The sequence below is a fragment of the Bacteroides caecigallinarum genome (assembly GCF_016901995.1).
GTDB lineage: Bacteria > Bacteroidota > Bacteroidia > Bacteroidales > Bacteroidaceae > Phocaeicola > Phocaeicola cellulolyticus.
The window spans coordinates 24,677-44,543 of sequence record NZ_JACJLE010000010.1 but is presented as its reverse complement, the minus strand read 5'-3'; the positions used below and the strand labels follow the sequence as shown (position 1 = coordinate 44,543).

14 protein-coding genes are annotated in these 19,867 nt (G+C 39.1%); 3 read left to right on the top strand and 11 right to left on the bottom strand.

Features of this window, described 5'->3' with window-relative positions:
* Positions 1-80: 80 nt before the first annotated feature.
* Genes H6A61_RS04050 through H6A61_RS04040 form a run of 3 tightly spaced genes read right to left on the bottom strand, consistent with a single transcriptional unit; the run spans position 81 to position 4,064 of the window.
* Positions 81-1,670, bottom strand: a complete 1,590-nt coding sequence (locus H6A61_RS04050; RefSeq protein ID WP_204391212.1) for a hypothetical protein — start codon at positions 1,668-1,670, stop codon at positions 81-83.
* A gap of 14 nt (positions 1,671-1,684) precedes the next feature.
* On the bottom strand, positions 1,685-2,716 hold the full coding sequence (locus H6A61_RS04045) for an HlyD family secretion protein (RefSeq protein ID WP_204391210.1): 1,032 nt from the start codon (positions 2,714-2,716) through the stop codon (positions 1,685-1,687).
* Positions 2,717-2,756: 40 nt separating this feature from the next.
* Complete coding sequence (locus H6A61_RS04040; protein ID WP_204391208.1) at positions 2,757-4,064, bottom strand: TolC family protein; 1,308 nt, start codon at positions 4,062-4,064, stop codon at positions 2,757-2,759.
* A 179-nt stretch (positions 4,065-4,243) separates the two neighbouring features.
* Here H6A61_RS04040 and H6A61_RS04035 point away from each other — a divergent pair, with 179 nt between their 5' ends.
* Entirely contained in the window at positions 4,244-5,080 is an 837-nt protein-coding gene (locus H6A61_RS04035; protein ID WP_204391206.1) for a helix-turn-helix transcriptional regulator, read from the top strand.
* A 66-nt stretch (positions 5,081-5,146) separates the two neighbouring features.
* Here the strand turns inward: H6A61_RS04035 and H6A61_RS04030 are convergent, their stop codons facing one another.
* The 7 genes from H6A61_RS04030 to H6A61_RS04000 form a co-directional block, all read right to left on the bottom strand.
* The gene (locus H6A61_RS04030) at positions 5,147-5,776 is read right to left on the bottom strand and encodes an AAA family ATPase (protein WP_204391204.1); all 630 of its coding nucleotides are present in this window, start codon (positions 5,774-5,776) and stop codon (positions 5,147-5,149) included.
* A 75-nt stretch (positions 5,777-5,851) separates the two neighbouring features.
* Complete coding sequence (locus H6A61_RS04025; protein WP_204391202.1) at positions 5,852-7,204, bottom strand: MATE family efflux transporter; 1,353 nt, start codon at positions 7,202-7,204, stop codon at positions 5,852-5,854.
* Between the two features lie 76 nt (positions 7,205-7,280).
* Positions 7,281-7,931, bottom strand: coding sequence for a hypothetical protein (locus H6A61_RS04020; RefSeq protein WP_204391200.1), 651 nt, complete (start codon positions 7,929-7,931; stop codon positions 7,281-7,283).
* Positions 7,932-8,123: 192 nt separating this feature from the next.
* Positions 8,124-9,278: a galactokinase gene (gene galK, locus H6A61_RS04015; protein WP_154044851.1), complete on the bottom strand. Its 1,155-nt coding sequence runs from the start codon at positions 9,276-9,278 to the stop codon at positions 8,124-8,126.
* Between the two features lie 78 nt (positions 9,279-9,356).
* Positions 9,357-10,667, bottom strand: coding sequence for an MFS transporter (locus tag H6A61_RS04010; RefSeq protein WP_204391197.1), 1,311 nt, complete (start codon positions 10,665-10,667; stop codon positions 9,357-9,359).
* A 40-nt stretch (positions 10,668-10,707) separates the two neighbouring features.
* Positions 10,708-11,802: an aldose epimerase family protein gene (locus H6A61_RS04005; protein ID WP_204391195.1), complete on the bottom strand. Its 1,095-nt coding sequence runs from the start codon at positions 11,800-11,802 to the stop codon at positions 10,708-10,710.
* 127 nt (positions 11,803-11,929) lie between these two features.
* Positions 11,930-13,225 (bottom strand): bifunctional folylpolyglutamate synthase/dihydrofolate synthase, encoded by a 1,296-nt coding sequence (locus tag H6A61_RS04000; RefSeq protein WP_204391270.1) that lies wholly within the window; start codon positions 13,223-13,225, stop codon positions 11,930-11,932.
* A 210-nt stretch (positions 13,226-13,435) separates the two neighbouring features.
* Between H6A61_RS04000 and H6A61_RS03995 the strand changes: the two genes are divergently transcribed.
* The gene (locus H6A61_RS03995) at positions 13,436-15,454 is read left to right on the top strand and encodes a tetratricopeptide repeat-containing sensor histidine kinase (protein WP_204391193.1); all 2,019 of its coding nucleotides are present in this window, start codon (positions 13,436-13,438) and stop codon (positions 15,452-15,454) included.
* A gap of 2 nt (positions 15,455-15,456) precedes the next feature.
* Positions 15,457-16,218, top strand: coding sequence for a LytR/AlgR family response regulator transcription factor (locus H6A61_RS03990; protein ID WP_204391191.1), 762 nt, complete (start codon positions 15,457-15,459; stop codon positions 16,216-16,218).
* Positions 16,219-16,298: 80 nt separating this feature from the next.
* Here the strand turns inward: H6A61_RS03990 and nifJ are convergent, their stop codons facing one another.
* Positions 16,299-19,850 (bottom strand): pyruvate:ferredoxin (flavodoxin) oxidoreductase, encoded by a 3,552-nt coding sequence (nifJ, locus tag H6A61_RS03985; protein ID WP_154044846.1) that lies wholly within the window; start codon positions 19,848-19,850, stop codon positions 16,299-16,301.
* Positions 19,851-19,867: the final 17 nt, after the last annotated feature.

Below are 19,867 nucleotides of genomic sequence, written 5' to 3'. Positions count from 1 at the left end.
TCAATCAAAAAACTCGGCAAAGTTAGTGTAAAATTGGATACGTAATGTCTTTTGTTACAGAATTTATAAGTTAATGGTCTTTATATCCTTTTCCGCATTCTTGTCTTAACCTTCCTGTGGAAATTCATGGCCTTATGTACAGGATGGCGGAATGTTTCTTCACGGTCGCTCCAGAGTCTGTAACTCATTATTATAATCAGGAATATGGTTCCCTGTATGCACACCCATCCGAACAGTTCTTTCAGACTGGTCAGTGTGGTTTGGGTTTTTATCAGGTTATAGAGGGTATTCATTGGAATCCCTTCAGTCCATGCACGTACCTGATCCATATTTCGGCTTATTGTGGCTATATTGTCCTGTTCAAGATATCTCATTGCTCTGTTTAGAAGGGCGGTTCCCAGCGGTGTAGCAATACTTGTTCGTATGAAACTCAGTACACACAATGCCTGGAAGAAGTGTTTGAACGGAACACTTACCGCTATATATATAGTGAGCGATATATACAGCATACCATAACCTATACCGCGTATGAAATTAGGAAAGTAGAGACTTTCAATGTTCAGGTTGGGATGAATGAGGAAATACATGTAGTACTGGTATGCCGTAAGCAGACAGAAGCCTATGAAAATAAGCATCTTGAATCCTTTGTGCTGTATCACACGACGGTAAAACACTATACCTGAACCGCACAGAATACCGGCAAAAGCATACCAGTTCAGAGATATGGAGTTAAGAGTATCGTATTTCAGAATTGAACTCATGAAGAGAGTCTGCAATACTGTAGATGTTGTGAGGTATATACACAGTACGAGGAAGAGCAACAGTATGATAGGAAACTTGGGGTATGTAAATACATCAGGTTCCACGTATGGTCGTTTCAGAGTCTGCATACGGTTGAAGTTTAGCAATACGCATATCACTGCAATTACGGCACAGGCACGAATTTCAGGACTGTCGAACCAGTCGTAGTACTCGCCATATATGCAGATGAATACTACAGAGAACAGAAATACAACCCACAGGGCTGCCCCGATCCAGTCGATGTTATACAGAGGTACAACCTTGCCCGGACGGAAATGTCTTGTGAAAAGGAATACACACAGCCATACCACACTGACCATGGCTATCACGAACCAGTGCATGTAGCGCCAGTTGGCCCAGTCGGTGATATGAGTAGCCACAAGTCCGGACAGCTGTATGCTTTCGAGCACTATTATGTATATCACCGGATAGAAAGTCGAGAAATCTCCAGCAGGGGTAATGGTGAGTCGCATGTTAGAGAAACATTCGAATGTTCCCCACATACGGAAGAAACCCGAAATGAAACATACCACAATCATCAGAGCAATGTTGCTTGTATGCATGGTGATAAGGTTGCACGCTATCAATACAGGGCATACGGTTAGAAGTATGCTGCGGGTGGTGAACCTGAATTTCAGTCGGAAAAGAATAGGGAAGATTATGGTCATTCCTATGAATGAGGCATAACCTGCCATGGATACATCTTCTTTGATATATCCAAGTTCGCTTGACATCTGTAATGCGGTGGGTAGGAACACGCCGCCATTGAACTGAAAAGCCAGTGCGAAAAAGAATGAGAAGAAGACGCATAGCGGGGTTGGCAGATTTTCTTTATAGTATGCTATGCGTGGTCGTTTAACAGCAGCCATAACCTCTTGCTAAATTAGTTTTCTACTGTACATTCTACGTTCATTCCCGCACGGAGGCGTTCCAGATTTTCTTTTTTGTTTTCCGATGTGAATTCTATTCTTATCGGTATTCTTTGTTCTACTTTTACGAAGTTTCCTGCAGAGTTGTCTTGAGGGATAATAGAATATGCCGAACCTGTGGCATCTGAAATAGAAGAAATCCTTCCTTCGAATCTTACTCCCGGAATGGCATCGACGCTGATTTTTACTTTCTGTCCGATGTGCATGTTTGTGGTTTGAGTTTCCTTATAGTTGGCTATAACCCATTTTTCAGTACCGTCAACCAGTGTCACGAGAGTTTGTCCCTGCTGCACAAGCTCACCTTCGTGAATTTCCTTACGTCCTGTCACGCCGTCTGTAGTGGCAAGTATCACTGTATATGACAGGTTCAGTTTTGCAAGTTCGAGTGCAGCTTCGGCTAGTTTTATTGCCGCTTCGTTCTGTTCCAGACGTTGTGTCTGTTCCTGTTTTACGAGCGATGTTGACTGTTTCTGTCTGATGAGCTGCTCATATCTTGCTTTTGTAGCGGCATAATCTGTTCTTACGCGGTCAAACTGCTGTGGTGTTACAGCTTCTTCCTTCACAAGTTCCTGATAACGCTTGTAGTCTGTTTCTGCGTTTTCCAGACGTATGCGTTGTTCGTCAATAGCAGCATCTGTAACAAGTATATTGTTCTGAGTGGTGTTTATGGTGGTGTACATGGCATTCTTTCCTACCAGTGCATTGTGATAGTCGGCTTCGGCCTGAGCTACTTTCAGTCTGTATTCTATATCTTCTATCACTACCAGAGTATCACCTTTTTTAACTTTCTGATATTCTTCGAAATATATCTTCTTGATAAATCCCTGCACACGTGTATTTACCGGAGTAAGGTGCTGTTTCACCTGGGCGTTGTCTGTATATTCATCGTTGCTTATTCTCAGAAATCTGCCGCATACCCATGCTATGCCGGCTACAAGTATTATTAGAATGAAGAAATTAGGTATTGCTTTTTTTCTGTTGCTCATGTTTGTCTATATTTATGTTGTTTCTAATTGTGGAAAATGATTATAGTGTACCGGTAATTTTCTTTAGCAGTAAATACTGGTAGATGATGTTAATGCGGTCGTTGGCAAGCTGAAGCTCAGTGTCAAGCTGAGTGTTGCCTGCATCCAGCATATCGGTAATCAGTGACAACCCGTTCAGGTATCTCTGGCGGACAATATTGTAGTTTTCGTGGGCGAGCTGTACACTTTTCAGACGTGTCTGCATTCTTGTGTATGCCTCGTCAAGTCCTATACATGCCTCATGTACTGAGTTCTGTAACTCTTCTTCGGCATATTCCTTTTCAATTATCATCTTTTGCCTGTTTATGCGTGCATGTCGCATTTTTTTCTTTCCTTTGAACAGTACATCAAGATTGTAGCTTATTTCGATACCGGCAAACCAATATGCGAAGTTTATGTCCAATGGTGGAACTTCTACCATGATAGGACCTGTCATCTCGCCTGTAATGGCAAATTTGATGTCTGGAAGATATTCACCCTTGATGCTTTTTATCTTGTTTTCGCTCATTTTTATGTTCAGGTCGGCTTTCTTCATAATTGGAATTTCCTCCTTGTTGTTGAGCCATAGTTCCTGACTTTGGTTTTCTATTGGCAGTTTAAGAAGGCTTGCAGTGTCTGTAGTAATCTTGATATCAGGATCAAGACCGATAGTGGAAGCCAACTTATAGGTTATTACGTTTATTTTGTTTTTTACCGAAGTTAGTCCAAGTTCAAGATTCTGGAGTTGCAGTTCGTAACGTGTGATGTCGCTTTTCAGTGCTGTTCCTTGCTTATATGCTGCCTGCATATCTTTTACCAGAAGTTTGGTCTGGCTGATATTGTTTTCATAAACGTATTTCTGATTGCTCAGTTTTGATATTTCCAGATAATATCCGGCCAGAAGGAAACGAAGGTCTTGTCTGTTAAGAATTTCATCCTGTACGGATGATTCCTTTTCCAGTCTTTTCAGGTTTATGTTGTTTTTTATTCTTCCTCCGGCGTATATAACCTGTGTAGCTTTAAGGATGAGTGAATTGCCGAAATGTGGCATTTCTCCACTTTCCCAGTTTCCGAAATCACGGTCGAACGTAACGCAATCGCTGATATACTGTGCTGTAGCTTTTGCTCCTACAGATGGCAGAAGGTCGTTCTTAGCTATCTCTATGGCTTTTTCCGCCTCGTCTGTCATCAATGAATGGATGTTGATACTTTTACTGTTTTCATCTGCCAGCCTGAAGACTTCGTCCAGTGTCAGCATCCGTGTCTGAGCCTGTAAGCATGAAATACTTCCTGCAAGCATAGCTGATAAAATAAATACCTTTTTTGTCATTTTTCTCCTTTTACCTGTTATAATACCTATTAATGTAATGCTTCTCCAAGCATTATGGATTGAATAAAAATGTCCTCACAGACCTTTTTTATTTGAATGTGCAAAATTAATTGATTAAATTTGTTCTGAATTTTCAAATTATGCAATAAGATTATCTTTTTAAGCCAAAACTGCAGGTTATGAATCAGGAACAGAAAGATTATATTAGTTCACTGAATTCTTCATCGGAAAATGATATTCTGATAAAGAAGACCGGTTGGGAGGAGATTTCCCTTCATGCACACAGTCATGAAAAATATCAGATAATATATACATTGTCCGGCACACTGCATATCCAGATAGACAGCGATTCGTATTTTGTTCCTGAGAAACATATTGCATGGATACCTGGCGATGTGATACATGAGATAAACAGTAATAATCGTCAGGTTTCTCTGGTGATATTTTATTTTTCTCCGCTTTGCCAACCTGAGAATATACGTACTTCGTCTTTCTGTATATATAATACCAATTCTGTAATAGGGGAGAATATAAAATATCTGGCATCGTGTGGCGATTGTATAAAAAGTGAAGATAGGGGCGTGCTGTTTGATTTTGCTATCAGTTTTTTCAATCTTCTGCCTACATTGAGCTATAAGGTTGATTTCCTGTTGAAGACAATGTCAATACCTAATGACCATAGGTTATATCCAGTATTATGCTATATGAGGGAGCATGCTTTCAGAAACCTGAAGATTGAGCAGGTCGCGGCTGAATTCAATATTTCAGTTAGGAATTTAAGTCGTTTGCTCCATGATTCTGGCATCAGATTTAATTCGTTTATCAACAGGCATAGAGTAAACAGGGCGATAGAATTATTTTCGGATGGCGGTAAGACAATGCAGCAGATAGCCTATGAGACAGGATTCAGTACGCCTAATAATTTCAACCGTGTATTTAAGCAAATTACCGGAACTTCGCCAAGTCTGTATGAGAAAGGAGTGACTGACAATAAAAAATCAGCCATAGAGCAATAAATACGCTTTATGGCTGATAGTGAATGTATATTTAAAAATTATCCGTGTACTGTTCTTTAGTTTATATTAAAGGCCTAGCTTCTTTGTGACGAATTCTTTTACGAACTCTACAGTTCCGTCTATACCAAGTACTGAAGAGTCAACGCAAAGGTGATATGTAGCTGCTGCTCCCCATGTCTTGTAACTATAGTAGTTATAATATGAAGAACGTTTCTTGTCGGCTTTTTCCATAAGTTCCTCAGCTTCTTCAGCAGATATTTCCAAGGTGGCCATAAGGCGTTCTATTCGTGCTTCGGGAGATGATGATATAAATACATTGGCGCATCTTGGATGGTCGCGAAGTATATAGTCTGCACATCTTCCTACGAAAAGACATGATTGCTTTTCAGCCAGTTCTCTGATTACATCGCTCTGTATCTTGAATAGAGAATCATTGCTGAGATATGAATTATAAGGATAGGCTCCTTCAGTAAGGAAAGGAAATCTTGAACCGAATAACCCTCCAAGGATAGTTTTTGATGCTTTCTCGTCTGCCTGTTCAAAGAATTCGCGGCAGAGTCCGCTTTCTTTTGATGCCAGATTTATAAGTTCCTTATCGTAGAAAGCTATATTTAGTTCTTTTGCAAGTTTTTCGCCTATCTCTCTTCCGCCACTACCGAGCTGACGTCCGAGGTTTATTACAAAATTATCTTTCATGGTTGTAAATTTTTAATATGTCTTTCTACAAATATAATTCTTATGAATTAAAAATCAAAATGTATATGTGAGAACTTAAGCACTATGCTTCCTGAACTTGTCGAACTGTCTGTATAGCATAATTGCTGCCAGTACGCTTGCTGCAAGGTCGGATATAGGCATGCTTATCCATACTCCGTGCGATCCGAAGAACAGTGGCAGTATGAAAAGACATGGTATCAGTATAAGTACCTGACGGCTTAGGGACAGTATGATTGCCTTACGTGCCATACCGATACTCTGGAAGAAGTTAGACGTAACCATCTGGAAGCCTATTATAGGGAAGAACATTACTACAATTCTAAGACCATTGGCAGATAGATTTACAAGTGTCTCGTCTGTGGTAAATGCAGATACTGCAAGTCTTGGAATGAATTCGCCTACTATAAATCCTGAAGTGGTTATTATCGTGGCTGCTATAACTGTTAGTTTCATAACATGGTTTACACGATGGTATTGCTTTGCCCCGAAATTATATCCTGCTATAGGCTGCATACCTTGGTTCAGGCCCATTACTATCATGACAAACAGGAAGACAATCCTGTTTACTATTCCGAATGCACCTATAGCAAGGTCACCGTCATATAATTTTAATCCTTTGTTTATGAGAATGACTATAAAGCATGATGCCAGATTCATGAGGAATGGCGCCATACCTATGCCTATAATGTTTGATACCAGATTGCCGTGAAGTCTGTATATGCCTCTTCTGAAATGCAGCAGTTCATTTTTATTGCAGAATATTTTTATTAACCATATGAGTGATATAATCTGTGCCAGTATTGTTGCAACGGCAGCTCCTTTTATTCCCATATGGAAACCGTATATAAAAAGAGGGTCAAGTATGGTATTTATTACCACTGTCAGTATTGTAGCTACCATAGCTTTCTGTGGATGTCCGGCAGAGCGTAGAACTGAGTTCAGACCAAGATATAAATGTGTTATGGCATTTCCCAACAGAATGATAACCATATAATCTCGCGCATAAGGAATTGTGGCTTCACTTGCTCCGAAGAAATATAGTATCGGGTCGATGAATATGAGTGTGATTATTGTAAACAATATACCCATAATTACATTTAGCGAGACTACATTACCTAGAATGTGTTGTGCCGAAGAATAATCTTTTTGTCCCAGCTTTACGGAAACAAGTGTTGAGGCTCCGACACCTACAAGCGAGCCAAACGCAGCTGCCAGATTCATCAGTGGGAATGTTATGGCAAGTCCGGATATAGCCATCGGACCTACTCCATGACCGATGAATATACTGTCCACCATGTTGTAAAGTGACGATGCTGTCATGGCAATGATTGCCGGAACAGCATATTGCATAAGAAGTTTTCCTATAGGTTCGGTTCCAAGTTCAGTTGCAGTTACTTTTTGTGACATATATTTACGATATTTCTTTCAGCTTGCAAAGTTAGGATTTTTTATCCTATAATGTATCTGAATGTAGTCTATTTGATTACCAGTAATATGGTCCGTAACCTTTTATTCCTTCTACACCGAAGCTGATAGAAGAACTTTCGCCTATTTTGAAGTTTATCATTCCACCTAGCTTATCGGGTGAAAAATTAGGAAGAGGGTAATATAAAGGAGAACGTTGAGGCATCAATGATTTGTTTCCATACCCATATAGGGTAATCTTGTCGTTAAGCTTGAAAGCTGCTACGCCTGCTATTCCTATGTTTTTGTAATTGATAAATCCCCAATCCATGTTTGTGGCATATAGTCCACCGGCAACACTTAATCTGTTATTGATGGGAACAGCATACATGAAAGCCGCGTCCTGTCCGAATCCTACTCCTGAAGGTGCGTATTTGGATGGACTGAATGTGACATGCATACCTAAGGAAGCGTTAAATCCTTTATGGAGTTCCCAATTTGCGTAATTATAAGAGAATGGAGTAATTCCGTACATACCGAACGGCGTGGACATGCCAACCGGGGTAATAGGAGCAAAGAGTTTTGTGTCAAGTGAATCTTTTGGAAACTCAGAATTTATTATGTTGTCTGCATTGACTACGGAGTCTTTAACTGATATATTCTCTATATTTTGCGACAGAACATATATGGGAAACAAAGCGAATAATATTATGTAATATACACGATTCATTTTGATGGAATTTATTGTTATTTCCAAAGATAGAAAATATATGTTCACTATGTTGTAACCCAGTAAGTTTTTTATGAAAAATAAAGTGCTTTTTTAGACTTTAAAATGATTTTAAATATATATCTGTTGCTAAAAAAAGAAGAGCCTGTTTTTGCAGACTCTTCTTTTAGACAGTTATTTAATATTTATGGTTTAGCAAATTTTACGTGAACCATCTCCAATAACTACGTCGTAAACTTTAGGGCTACGACCGAATTTTTCTTTGAAGCGTTCTTTGGCTGTAGTTATGAATGTTTCGTACAATTCATTCTTAACAAGGTTGATTGTACAACCGCCGAAGCCTCCACCCATAACTCGTGAACCTGTAACACCGCAGTCGAATGCAATATCGTTCAGGAAATCAAGTTCTTCGCAGCTTACTTCGTACAGTTTGCTCATACCATGATGAGTTTCATACATTTTTTGTCCTACAGTTTCATAATCGCCTTTCTCAAGAGCATCGCAAACGTCAAGAACTCTCTGTATTTCTTCAATAACATATTCTGCACGTTTGTAATCTTCTTCTGTTACTTCGTTCTTTACAGCATTCAGCATATCCATTGTACAGTCGCGAAGGAATTCTACATTAGGATGTGTTTTCTTTATCGCTGCAACAACGTTTTCACAGCTTTGACGACGTTTATTGTATGCTGATGAAGCCAATTCGTGTTTAACTACTGAATCAACAAGCACCAGTCTGTAGCCTTCCGGTTTGAATGGGAAGTATTGATATTCCAGAGAACGGCAATCCAAACGGATAAGGCTTCCTTCTTTACCGAATACAGAAGCGAACTGGTCCATGATACCACATTTCACACCACAGTAGTTGTGTTCTGTAGCCTGACCAACTTTTGCCAATTCGAATTTGTCTATTTTATTTTCGCCGAACAAGTCGTTCAAAGCAAAGGCATATGTTGATTCCAATGCTGCTGATGAAGACATACCTGCACCCAGAGGAACATCACCTGCAAAAGCTGTATTGAATCCTTTTACATCAACACCGCGTTTGATCATTTCACGGCATACACCGAAGATATATCTGGCCCAGCTTGCTGATGGAGCATCTTCTTCGTTCAATCCGAATTCTACATAATCTTTAAGGTCGATTGAGTAGGCACAAACCTTGTCTGTTCCGTTAGGTTTGATTTCTGCCATCATACCTTTGTCAACTGCACCAGGGAAAACGAATCCACCATTATAGTCTGTATGTTCACCGATAAGGTTGATACGTCCTGGTGAGGCATATATTGAGCCAGTAGTACCGTCAAAATGCTTGATAAAGCGGCTTCTTACAAATTCTATGTCCATGATTATAAATATTAAAAGGTTAATATAATAAAATCATGATAGTACTATTTATTATAATACTACCATGATTTTCGTTAATTATTCAACAGGAATATCTTTGTTTACATTCTTGCATCCTACGAGACCGTAGAAGAGAAGGTAAGCAAGAGCAAGTACGATTACCCAATAGCTGTTCATAAATCCAGCGATATCAGCTACCCAACCTTGGATAAGAGGAAGAATACCTCCACCGCAAACAAGTACCATAAATAAGCCGGAAGCAGCAGCTATATATTTTCCTAAACCTTCTACTGCAAGGTTAAAGATACTACCCCACATGATAGAAGTACATATACCAACTAGAACTAGATACATAGCATTTACAGGAACTTTAGCAAGTCCGAAAGACAAGCTGCCTGTAGCGCTTTGTTGAAGAACAGGAAGGTCAACCATTGTCTGTGTAGAAGAGAAGATTGCAAGCAATACAAGGATTAATCCAAGACCTGATGTGAATATCATCATTGCACGGCTTGAAACTTTTGCTCCTAATGATGCACCAGCCAAACGTCCTACAAGCATCAGTAACCAATATGTACCTACTACGAAACCGGCTATTGTAGTGTTTATTCCCGCTCCACCTTTAGCAGTTTCTTCTGTAAGGAATAGATTTAAAGTTCCAGGAACACCTACTTCAATACCAACATATACGAATATTGCAATTGCTCCCAATACGAAATGGCGGAAACGAAGTACGCCTTTCATCAAGCTACCAATCGGTTCGCTTGTTTTAGCAGCAGCAGGTTCAGGTATATTAACAAAGAGCAATACTATGAATGCCAGTGCAAATACTGCCATTGCAGTGTACATAACAGGGAAGATCTGTGAAATAGTAGCTTTCTCTACAGAACCAGCTATAAGGATACCAACAAACATCGGTGTAATGGTAGCCATAACAGAGTTGAATGATCCTCCAATCTGGATAAGCTGATTTCCTTTGTTACCTTCACCTCCAAGTTTATTAAGCATAGGGTTTACAACAGTGTTGAGCAGACACATAGAGAAACCCGAAATAAAAGCTCCTACCAAGTAAACGGCAAATGCAGACGATGGCGATGCATGTCCTGAAAGATATTGAACTCCAACACCTATAAAACCTACAGCAACAGCTATAAGTGCAGTCTTTTTATATCCTACTTTTGTTAATAATATTCCGCTTGGGATACCCATTACGGCATAAGCGATAAAGTTACCAAGGTTGCCTAACATTCCGAGGGCATTTGATACCGAGAACTGGTTTTTCAATACGATACCCATAGGTGCGGCAAGGTTGGTTACGAAAGCAATCATACCGAAAAGGAAAATCATGGTAATGATTGCAATGAAATTGCCATTTTGTTTTTGTTGGTTCATAATTTGTTTAAAAGATAAAATGATTAATTATTAGGTTTATTTATTTTTCTATTCCGAATTTGTATATAGTTACTTGATGATAAGTTTCTCCCGGTGTTAGTACTGCTGATGGGAAGTGACCTTTATTGGGTGTGTCAGGGAAACGTTGTGCTTCGAAGCATATTGCACTTCTGGCAGGGAATGTTGCACCATGATAACCGCTGAAACCACTATGCCAGTTGGCTGTATATAGTTGTACTCCAGGCTCAGTAGTATAAACCTCCATACTTCTTCCGCTTATCGGTTCAACACATTTTGCTGCAAATGTCAAGGCTCCTTGTTCTTCTTTATTCAGAACATAGCAGTGGTCGTATCCTGCACCGTATATCAGCTGTTGGAATTTGTCATTAATTCTGCTACCAACAGTTTGTGGAGTTCTGAAGTCCATTGGTGTTCCTTCTACTTTGCTGATTTCTCCGGTAGGTATTGAAACCTCGTCTATCGGAGTATAGAAGTCGGCATTAATAGTAAGAATATTGTTCTCTACAGATGGAGTAGGATTTTTAACTCCTGAAAGACTAAAGAAAGCATGATGTGTTAGGTTTACCAAAGTCTTTTTATCTGTAATGGCTGTATATGTTATGATTAGTTCGTTATTGTCAGATAGGGTATATATAACAGTTATATCCAAATTACCAGGGAATCCCTCTTCTCCGTCTTTGGATAAATAATGCAATGTTACGCTCTGTTTGCTTGTTTGTTCAGCATCCCATACGCGGGCATGATATCCAGTTGGGCCTCCATGTAATGAATTAGGACCGTTATTTATAGTAAGATTATATTCTTTTCCGTCTAATTTGAATTTACCTTTTGCTATTCTGTTTCCATATCTTCCGATAAGGGTACTTAAAAAAGGTTCCGGACTGTTTATTACGCCATCAATACTGTCGTGTCCTTGTATAACATTTTCTATTTTACCGTTTTTGTCTGGTACCATAATTGTCAGTATGGCACCTCCATAGTTTGTTACTGCAATTTCTGCACCTTTTTCATTTGATAAAATAAAGAGGTCTGTATGTTTTCCATCAATTGTTTTTTGGAAGTCTTCTTTTTTAAGACCGCTTAAATTGTTTTCATGGTAAAATGTGTTGTCCATATATTAAAAAATCTTTCTATTTACACATAATTTATTTTGTTGTGCAAATAAAAAGATTTTATTTAAAATACCCAAACATTTTTGCTAAAAGAAGTCGTATTTATCTTTATAAATGTTGTTATTTTGTTTAATTATGATTTTTGTATAATACAATAAGGTCAGATACAATAAAAGTGCTTCCACCAACAAATATCATGTCATTTTCACTTGCGTTCTTTTTGGCAGCTTCGAGTGCTTCTTTTACGCTATTGTATGCATTTCCCTGCAATCCATGGCTGTTTCCTATGGCTTTTATTTCGTTTGCAGGTAAAGCTCTTTTTACAGATGCCTGTGTGAAATAATATATAGCGTTTTTAGGCAACATTGAAATGACTCCGTTTATATCTTTGTCGTTTACCATCCCTATTATGAAATGTAAGTTATCATACTTCATGTATGATAACTGCTCCACTATATACTGCATTCCACCTGTGTTATGTCCGGTGTCACATATTAAGGTCGGTTTTTCTTCAAGCTTTTGCCATCTTCCCATGAGACCGGTAAGTTTGCATACATTTTTAAATCCGTTCTCGATGTCCTTTACGTTGATGTTATATCCTATTTCTTTTAGTTTCTTTACTGCGTTAAGGATAGTATTGGTGTTTTTTAATTGGCAATAGCCGTTCAGTTCTCCATAAAGGTTTTCTATCTCGTTTGTATGATAGATAAAATGTCCATTATTGTCTGTCGATGTGCTTTTTACAAGTTTATTATCTTGTGCAAACGTGATTTCCGTACCTACAGTTTTTGCTTTGTTAGAAAAAACTTCTTTAGTTTCAGGAGTATATTCGCCTATAATTACCGGAATGTTGTGCTTTATGATACCGGCTTTTTCGCCGGCTATTTTCTCAAGTGTGTTACCCAAAAACTGTGTGTGATCCAGACTAATGTTTGTAATTATACTAAGATCCGGAGTAATGATGTTTGTACAGTCGAGGCGTCCGCCTAAACCGACTTCTATAACGGCTACATCTACTTCCTTTTGCGAAAAATATAGAAAGGCCATTGCAGTTGTCAATTCAAAAAAAGAAGGATGCAATGGCTCGAAGAAACTCTTGTGGTCTTTTACAAAATTTATCACAAATTCTTCCTCGATAGGTTCACCGTTTACTCTTATGCGCTCGCTGAAATCAACCAGATGTGGTGAAGTATATAATCCAGTCTTATATCCGGCAGATTGCAGTATGGCTGCTATAGTATGCGAGCATGAGCCTTTGCCGTTAGTACCGGCAATATGTATTGTCTTGAAATTCTTGTGCGGATGATTAAAATAATTGTCCAGTTTGATAGTATTGTCCAGACCTTCCTTGTACGCGTCTTTGCCTATATTCTGGAATAAAGGCGTAACGTTATATAAATATTCAATTGTTTCTTTATAGTTCATGTCTTTGTTGCTTATTTTCACTGCAAATATCATCAATTTTTTTGGTTTGATTGTAATCGAAACTTCTATTTTTTTACCCATGAAATCATTGCTTTTTTATGATTATACAAAAATTAAAAACTTGTTTACTTGTAAACATAAATAATCAATTATAACTTTTGTTTTCTAATATGTTTTTTTATTTCTTTGTAAGTGAAATAAATATTAATTATGAGTAGGTTTTTTGCAATCATATTTTGTGTGGCAACTTCATTTTTATTGCATACAGCTTGTACTTCGGAAAAAGAAAGGGGAACAGATGTATATAATGACGATTTCATGTTTGAATGTGATACATTGTTAGGGGCTTATCCAGATATTGTAGTCAAGAAATTGGACAGTGCAATTGCTGTTTCCGGTTTTAATGAAAAGTATTATTCTCTGTTGCTGTTAAAATCGAAAGCTAAATTGTTCATGTCCGAATATGATTCTGTTAAAATATTATTGGATAGCATATCAGAGTATTTTGCAAAATATAGTGATGAGAAAAAAATGTATAAGATTCTGGCCAGCGTAAATAATATGCGCGGTAATTTATACGCCAGAAGATCTGTTATGGATTCTGCTGTAATTTATTTCGATAAAGCATACAAAAGTTCATCAAGACTGGGATTGTCGCATGATTTGGTTGATATTTCAATAAACTTGGCAGACTCTTACGTGCGTTGTGGTAAATTTGATTTAGGAGCATATTGGTATCGTAAGTCGCTATTGATTTCAGATTCCCTCCAGATTCCTGAAAATAATAGATTTCCTTCATATTATGGACTTGCTCAGGTATATATGGATTTACGTGATTACAATCAGTGTGATTATTATTATGATAAGGCAGGAAAGTATTACGATATGATGTTGCCTTTCGAGAAGCACATATATTTGAATAATAGAGGAAATTCTTATTATTATCGTGGAGACTATGAAAAATCAATGGAATATTTCCGAAAGTCTTTGGCATTGGCAAACTCTTATCCTAGTATGGAGTTTGAGCGTAATTTCACCAAAGTCAATATGGGTGAAGTGTTTATGCTTATGAATCAGACAGATTCCGCTACACTATATCTAGAAGACTGTTATTCTTTTTTCAAATCAATAAATCATGTATCTGCCTTATATTATATTGAGACTCAGTTGATAGAATTGGCATTAAAGAAAGGAAAGGTAGATTTGGCTTCTAAAATTATATCTGGTGCTGTACAGCCTGATTTTATAGAACCTAATATGCTGCTTATACGTAATAAGTATCTTCAACATTATTTTGAGAAGAAAGGGGACTATAAGAATGCTTACAAATATCAGATGAATAATACTCATATGGATGATTCTATCAGAAATGAAAGAATTAAAATGCGTTCCGCTGAAATTAGCTTGAAATATAAACAGGACAGTACATTGATGAAGAAAGAGTTTTTCATCAAGGAAAAAGAAAGTCAGGTTACTATGTTACACCAATGGATTTACGTTTTGGTGTTGGGCTCTCTTCTCATTGTTTCATTGTCCGGTATATTCATTATACATAGAAAGCGTAGAACTGACAAAAGAATCTGGAATATGCAAAAGGATATCAGTTCATTACGACTTGAAAATATAAGAAACAGGATATCACCTCACTTTATTTTTAATGTATTGAACAGGGAAGTAGTGAAATTTAATAACGAAGAGGACAAAAACAGCCTGGTGAACCTTTCAAAATTGATACGAAAAAATCTTGAACTGACAGGTAATCTATGTATAAGTCTGAATGATGAGCTTGATTTTGTGAAGACATATATTTCATTACAGGAACAGACTATGGGTAATGATTTTCATTATTATATAAACGTAGGCGATGACGTTCCTCTTAAAGAAATAGAAATTCCTTCAATGTTAATCCAGATTCCTGTTGAGAACGCCTTGAAACATGCTTTGAAAACCAAGGAAGGAGTGAAGAATCTCTGGATAAAAGTCGAGAAGGAGAATAACAAGATTAATATAAGCATTACTGATAATGGTGGTGGCTTTAAGCGTGACAGTAGTAACCGTGGAACAGGTACAGGGCTTAAAGTCGTTACACAGAGCATCCAGTTGCTTAATATGTATAATAAGGAACCAATTACTATGAGAATTATAAATGTACAATTAGAGAACTCGGAAACAGGTTGTCAAATCAGATATTCACTGCCAATGGGTTACTCTTATAAAATCAGAAAATAATTATGTCTGCATTTTTTAAAGTAGCGATAATAGACGATGAACCGGAATCGGCAAGAGCTTTAATCGAGCAGTTGAAGACTTTTCCAAGATTTCATGTAGATGGTGTAGCTCACGATGCAACATCAGGAATCAGTATGATAAAACGTGTTCAGCCTGACTTGCTTTTCTTGGATGTTGAGTTGCCCGAAATGTATGGAATGGAACTTTTGGGAGAGATCAAGAACGACATAAAATGGAATATGCGTGTAGTATTCTATACAGCTCACGACAAATATATGATCAACGCATTAAGAAACAGTGCTTTTGATTTTCTATTAAAGCCGATTGACAGGAAAGAATTTGAGATAGTCATATCAAGATTTCTTGTAGATTATGAAAGCAAACCTGCTCTTTTTGAAAGAGAAGATATTGTGAATGTACATAAAGACTCATCATTCATGGTATTGTTGCCAACAGGTGAAATGAGAATGATAAAGACGGCTGATGTAGGTTTCTTCAGATATGCTTCTGATAGAAAGATATGGGAGGCCGTACTTACCACAGGCGAGAATGTTGCTTTGAGAAGAAATGTTTCTGCAGAGTTCTTGTGTGCGTTTGACAATAAGTTTGTGCAAGTACATCAGTCATATATTGTGAACATGGATTTTCTGGTCATGATTCATGACAATAATTGTGTGTTATGTCCACCTTTTGAGGATTGCACCGAAGTGGTTGTTTCCAGAAAGTATAAAAAAGGTTTGATGGAACAATTCTGTATCTTTTGATTTATTATATATAAAAAAATAAGACGGCTGAAAACTTTTTTGGTATTCAGCCGTCCTTTTTATATTAATCTGTGACTAGATTATTTTTCTTCGCTCCAGTCCATTGCAGCCATACGCTTGTAAGAAGCATAGCGTTTCTTAGCCATGTCTTCGCAAGCAGCGAACAAGTCAGCGGCTTCAGTAGGATACTGTTTCATTACAGAAGCGAAACGAACTTCGCCCTTCAAGTAATCCTGGAATCCTTCCCAGTTTGGTTCTTTAGAGTCAAGTGAGAATGGGTTCTTACCTTCTTCTTCCAATGCTGGGTTGAAGCGCCACAAGTGCCAGTAACCACATTCTACAGCCTTAGCCTCTTCAGCCTGAGATTTACCCATACCAGCTTTCAAACCGTGGTTGATACATGGAGCATAAGCGATAACCAATGATGGACCTGGATAAGCTTCAGCTTCGCGGATAGCCTTCAATGTCTGAGCCTGGTCAGCACCCATTGCAATCTGTGCAACGTAAACATATCCGTAAGTTGTAGCTATCATACCAAGGTCTTTCTTGCGTACTCTCTTACCAGATGCAGCGAATTTAGCGATAGCACCAAGAGGAGTAGCCTTAGATGACTGACCACCAGTGTTAGAGTAAACTTCTGTATCAAGTACAAGGATGTTTACATCTTCACCAGAAGCGATAACGTGGTCAAGACCACCGTAACCTATATCGTAAGAAGCACCGTCACCACCGATAATCCACTGTGAGCGTTTTACCAGGTAGTCTTTGAATTCAGCGATAGTAGCGCAGTAAGAGCACTTGTCTTTTGCAGCTTCTACCATAGGGATAATCTTTTCAGCAGCAGCTTTGCTCTTGTCAGCATCGTTGCGACCGTCAATCCATTCCTGGAATGCTTCTTTATATTCAGCTGGAGTACCTTCAGCAGCGATAGCAGCCTTCATTGCTTCTTCCAGACGGTTGCGGAGTTTTTTGTTAGCCAATTCCATACCAAGACCGAATTCGCAGAAGTCTTCGAACAATGAGTTAGCCCATGCTGGACCCTGACCCTTTTCGTTTGTTGTATATGGAGTTGAAGGAACTGAACCAGAGTAGATAGAAGAACATCCTGTTGCGTTAGCTACCATTTCACGGTCACCGAACAACTGAGAAATCAATTTAACGTATGGAGTTTCACCACAACCTGAGCAAGCTCCAGAGAACTCGAACAATGGAGTAGCGAACTGAGAGTTCTTAACGTTAGCCTTGATGTCAACCAAGTGCTGTTTGCTCTTAACGTTTTCAGCGCAGTAAGTCCAGTTAGCAGCTTCAGCAAGCTGAGTTTCAAGAGGTTTCATAGTAAGAGCCTTACCACCCTTCTTAGGATTACCCGGACATACGTCAGCACAGTTACCGCAACCCAAGCAGTCCATTACGTCAACCTGCATACGGAATGTCATACCGTCGAACTGCTTACCTACAGCCTTCAATGTAGTGAAGTTAGCACCAGCCTGTTCGTTAGCGTCAAGAACGAATGGACGGATAGCAGCGTGAGGACAAACGTAAGCACACTTGTTACACTGGATACAGTTTTCAGCATTCCATTCTGGAACGAAAGCAGCTACACCACGTTTTTCGTATTTAGCTGTTCCCTGATGCCAAGTACCGTCTTCGATACCCTTGAATGCAGAAACTGGAAGCAAGTCACCATCCTGAGCGTTGATAGGACGAACAACTTCGTTGATGAATGCTGGATCGTTGTTAGCAGCAGCACCTTCAACTTCGAGGCTAGCCCATGCTGGATCTACAGTAAGCTGTTTGTATTCACCACCGCGGTCAACAGCAGCATAGTTCTTGTTTACAACGTCCTCACCCTTCTTACCGTAAGACTTAACGATGAATTTCTTCATCTGTTCTACAGCAAGTTCTACAGGGATAACGCCTGTGATACGGAAGAATGCAGACTGAAGGATTGTGTTAGTACGGTTACCAAGACCGATTTCCTGAGCAATCTTAGTTGCATTGATGTAGTAAACAGTGATATTGTTTTCTGCGAAATATTTCTTAACCTTGTTAGGCAAGTTCTTAGCAAGTTCTTCACCTTCCCAGATAGTGTTAAGAAGGAAAGTACCGTTCTTACGCAAACCGCGAGTTACATCGTACATGTGCAAGTAAGCCTGTACGTGGCAAGCTACGAAGTTAGGAGTAGTTACCAAGTATGTAGAGCGGATTGGGTGGTCACCGAAACGCAAGTGAGAGCAAGTGAAACCACCAGACTTCTTAGAGTCGTAAGAGAAGTATGCCTGGCAATATTTGTTAGTGTTGTCACCGATAATCTTAACTGAGTTCTTGTTAGCACCTACAGTACCGTCAGCACCAAGTCCGTAGAATTTAGCTTCGAACATACCTTCACCGCCAAGAGCGATTTCTTCTTTCTTAGGAAGAGAAGTGAATGTAACGTCGTCAACTATACCGATTGTGAAATGGTCTTTTGGAGTAGGCAAAGCCAAGTTTTCGTAAACAGAAAGGATCTGAGCAGGAGTTGTATCCTTAGAACCAAGACCGTAGCGTCCACCAACGATAACAGGAGCATTTTCCTGTCCGTAGAAGCAGTCTTTAACGTCAAGGTAAAGAGGTTCACCGTTAGCTCCAGGTTCTTTTGTACGGTCAAGAACTGCGATACGTTTAGCAGTCTTAGGTACAGCAGCCAAGAAGTGTTTAGCTGAGAACGGACGATACAAGTGTACAGAAACCAAACCAACTTTTTCGCCGTTAGCCATCAAGTGGTCGATAGCTTCGCGAGCAGCTTCTGTTACAGAACCCATAGCGATGATTACGCGTTCAGCGTCTTCAGCACCATAGTAGTTGAACAAGCCGTAGTTACGTCCTGTAATCTTGCTGATTTCGTTCATATATTCTTCTACGATAGCAGGAACTGCGTCATAGAATGGGTTGCATGATTCTCTGTGCTGGAAGAAGTGGTCTGGGTTTTCAGCCATACCGCGTGCAACTGGCTTATTAGGGCTTAGTGCACGTTCACGGAATTCAGCCAAAGCTTTCTGGTCGATAAGTGGAGCGAGGTCTTCGTTTTCCAACATTTCGATTTTCTGTATTTCGTGTGAAGTACGGAAACCATCGAAGAAGTTCAAGAATGGAACGCGTGATTTGATAGTTGACAAGTGAGCAACACCGGCCAAATCCATAACTTCCTGTACAGAACCTTCGCAAAGCATAGCGAAACCAGTCTGACGGCAAGACATAACGTCCTGATGGTCACCGAAGATACACAATGCGTGAGAAGCAAGTGTACGAGCTGATACGTGGAATACACATGGAAGGAATTCACCTGCAATCTTATACATGTTAGGGATCATAAGAAGAAGACCCTGAGATGCAGTGTAAGTAGTAGTCAAGGCACCAGCCTGAAGAGATCCGTGTACAGCACCTGCTGCACCGCCTTCTGACTGCATTTCCTGAACAAGAACTGTTTCGCCGAAGATGTTTTTACGTCCTGCGGCAGCCCATTCATCTACATATTCAGCCATTGTAGAAGATGGAGTGATAGGGTAGATAGCTGCTACTTCTGAGAACATATACGAGATATGTGCTGCAGCCTGGTTACCATCACAAGTGATGAATTTTTTTTGTTTAGTCATACAATTACTAAATTATA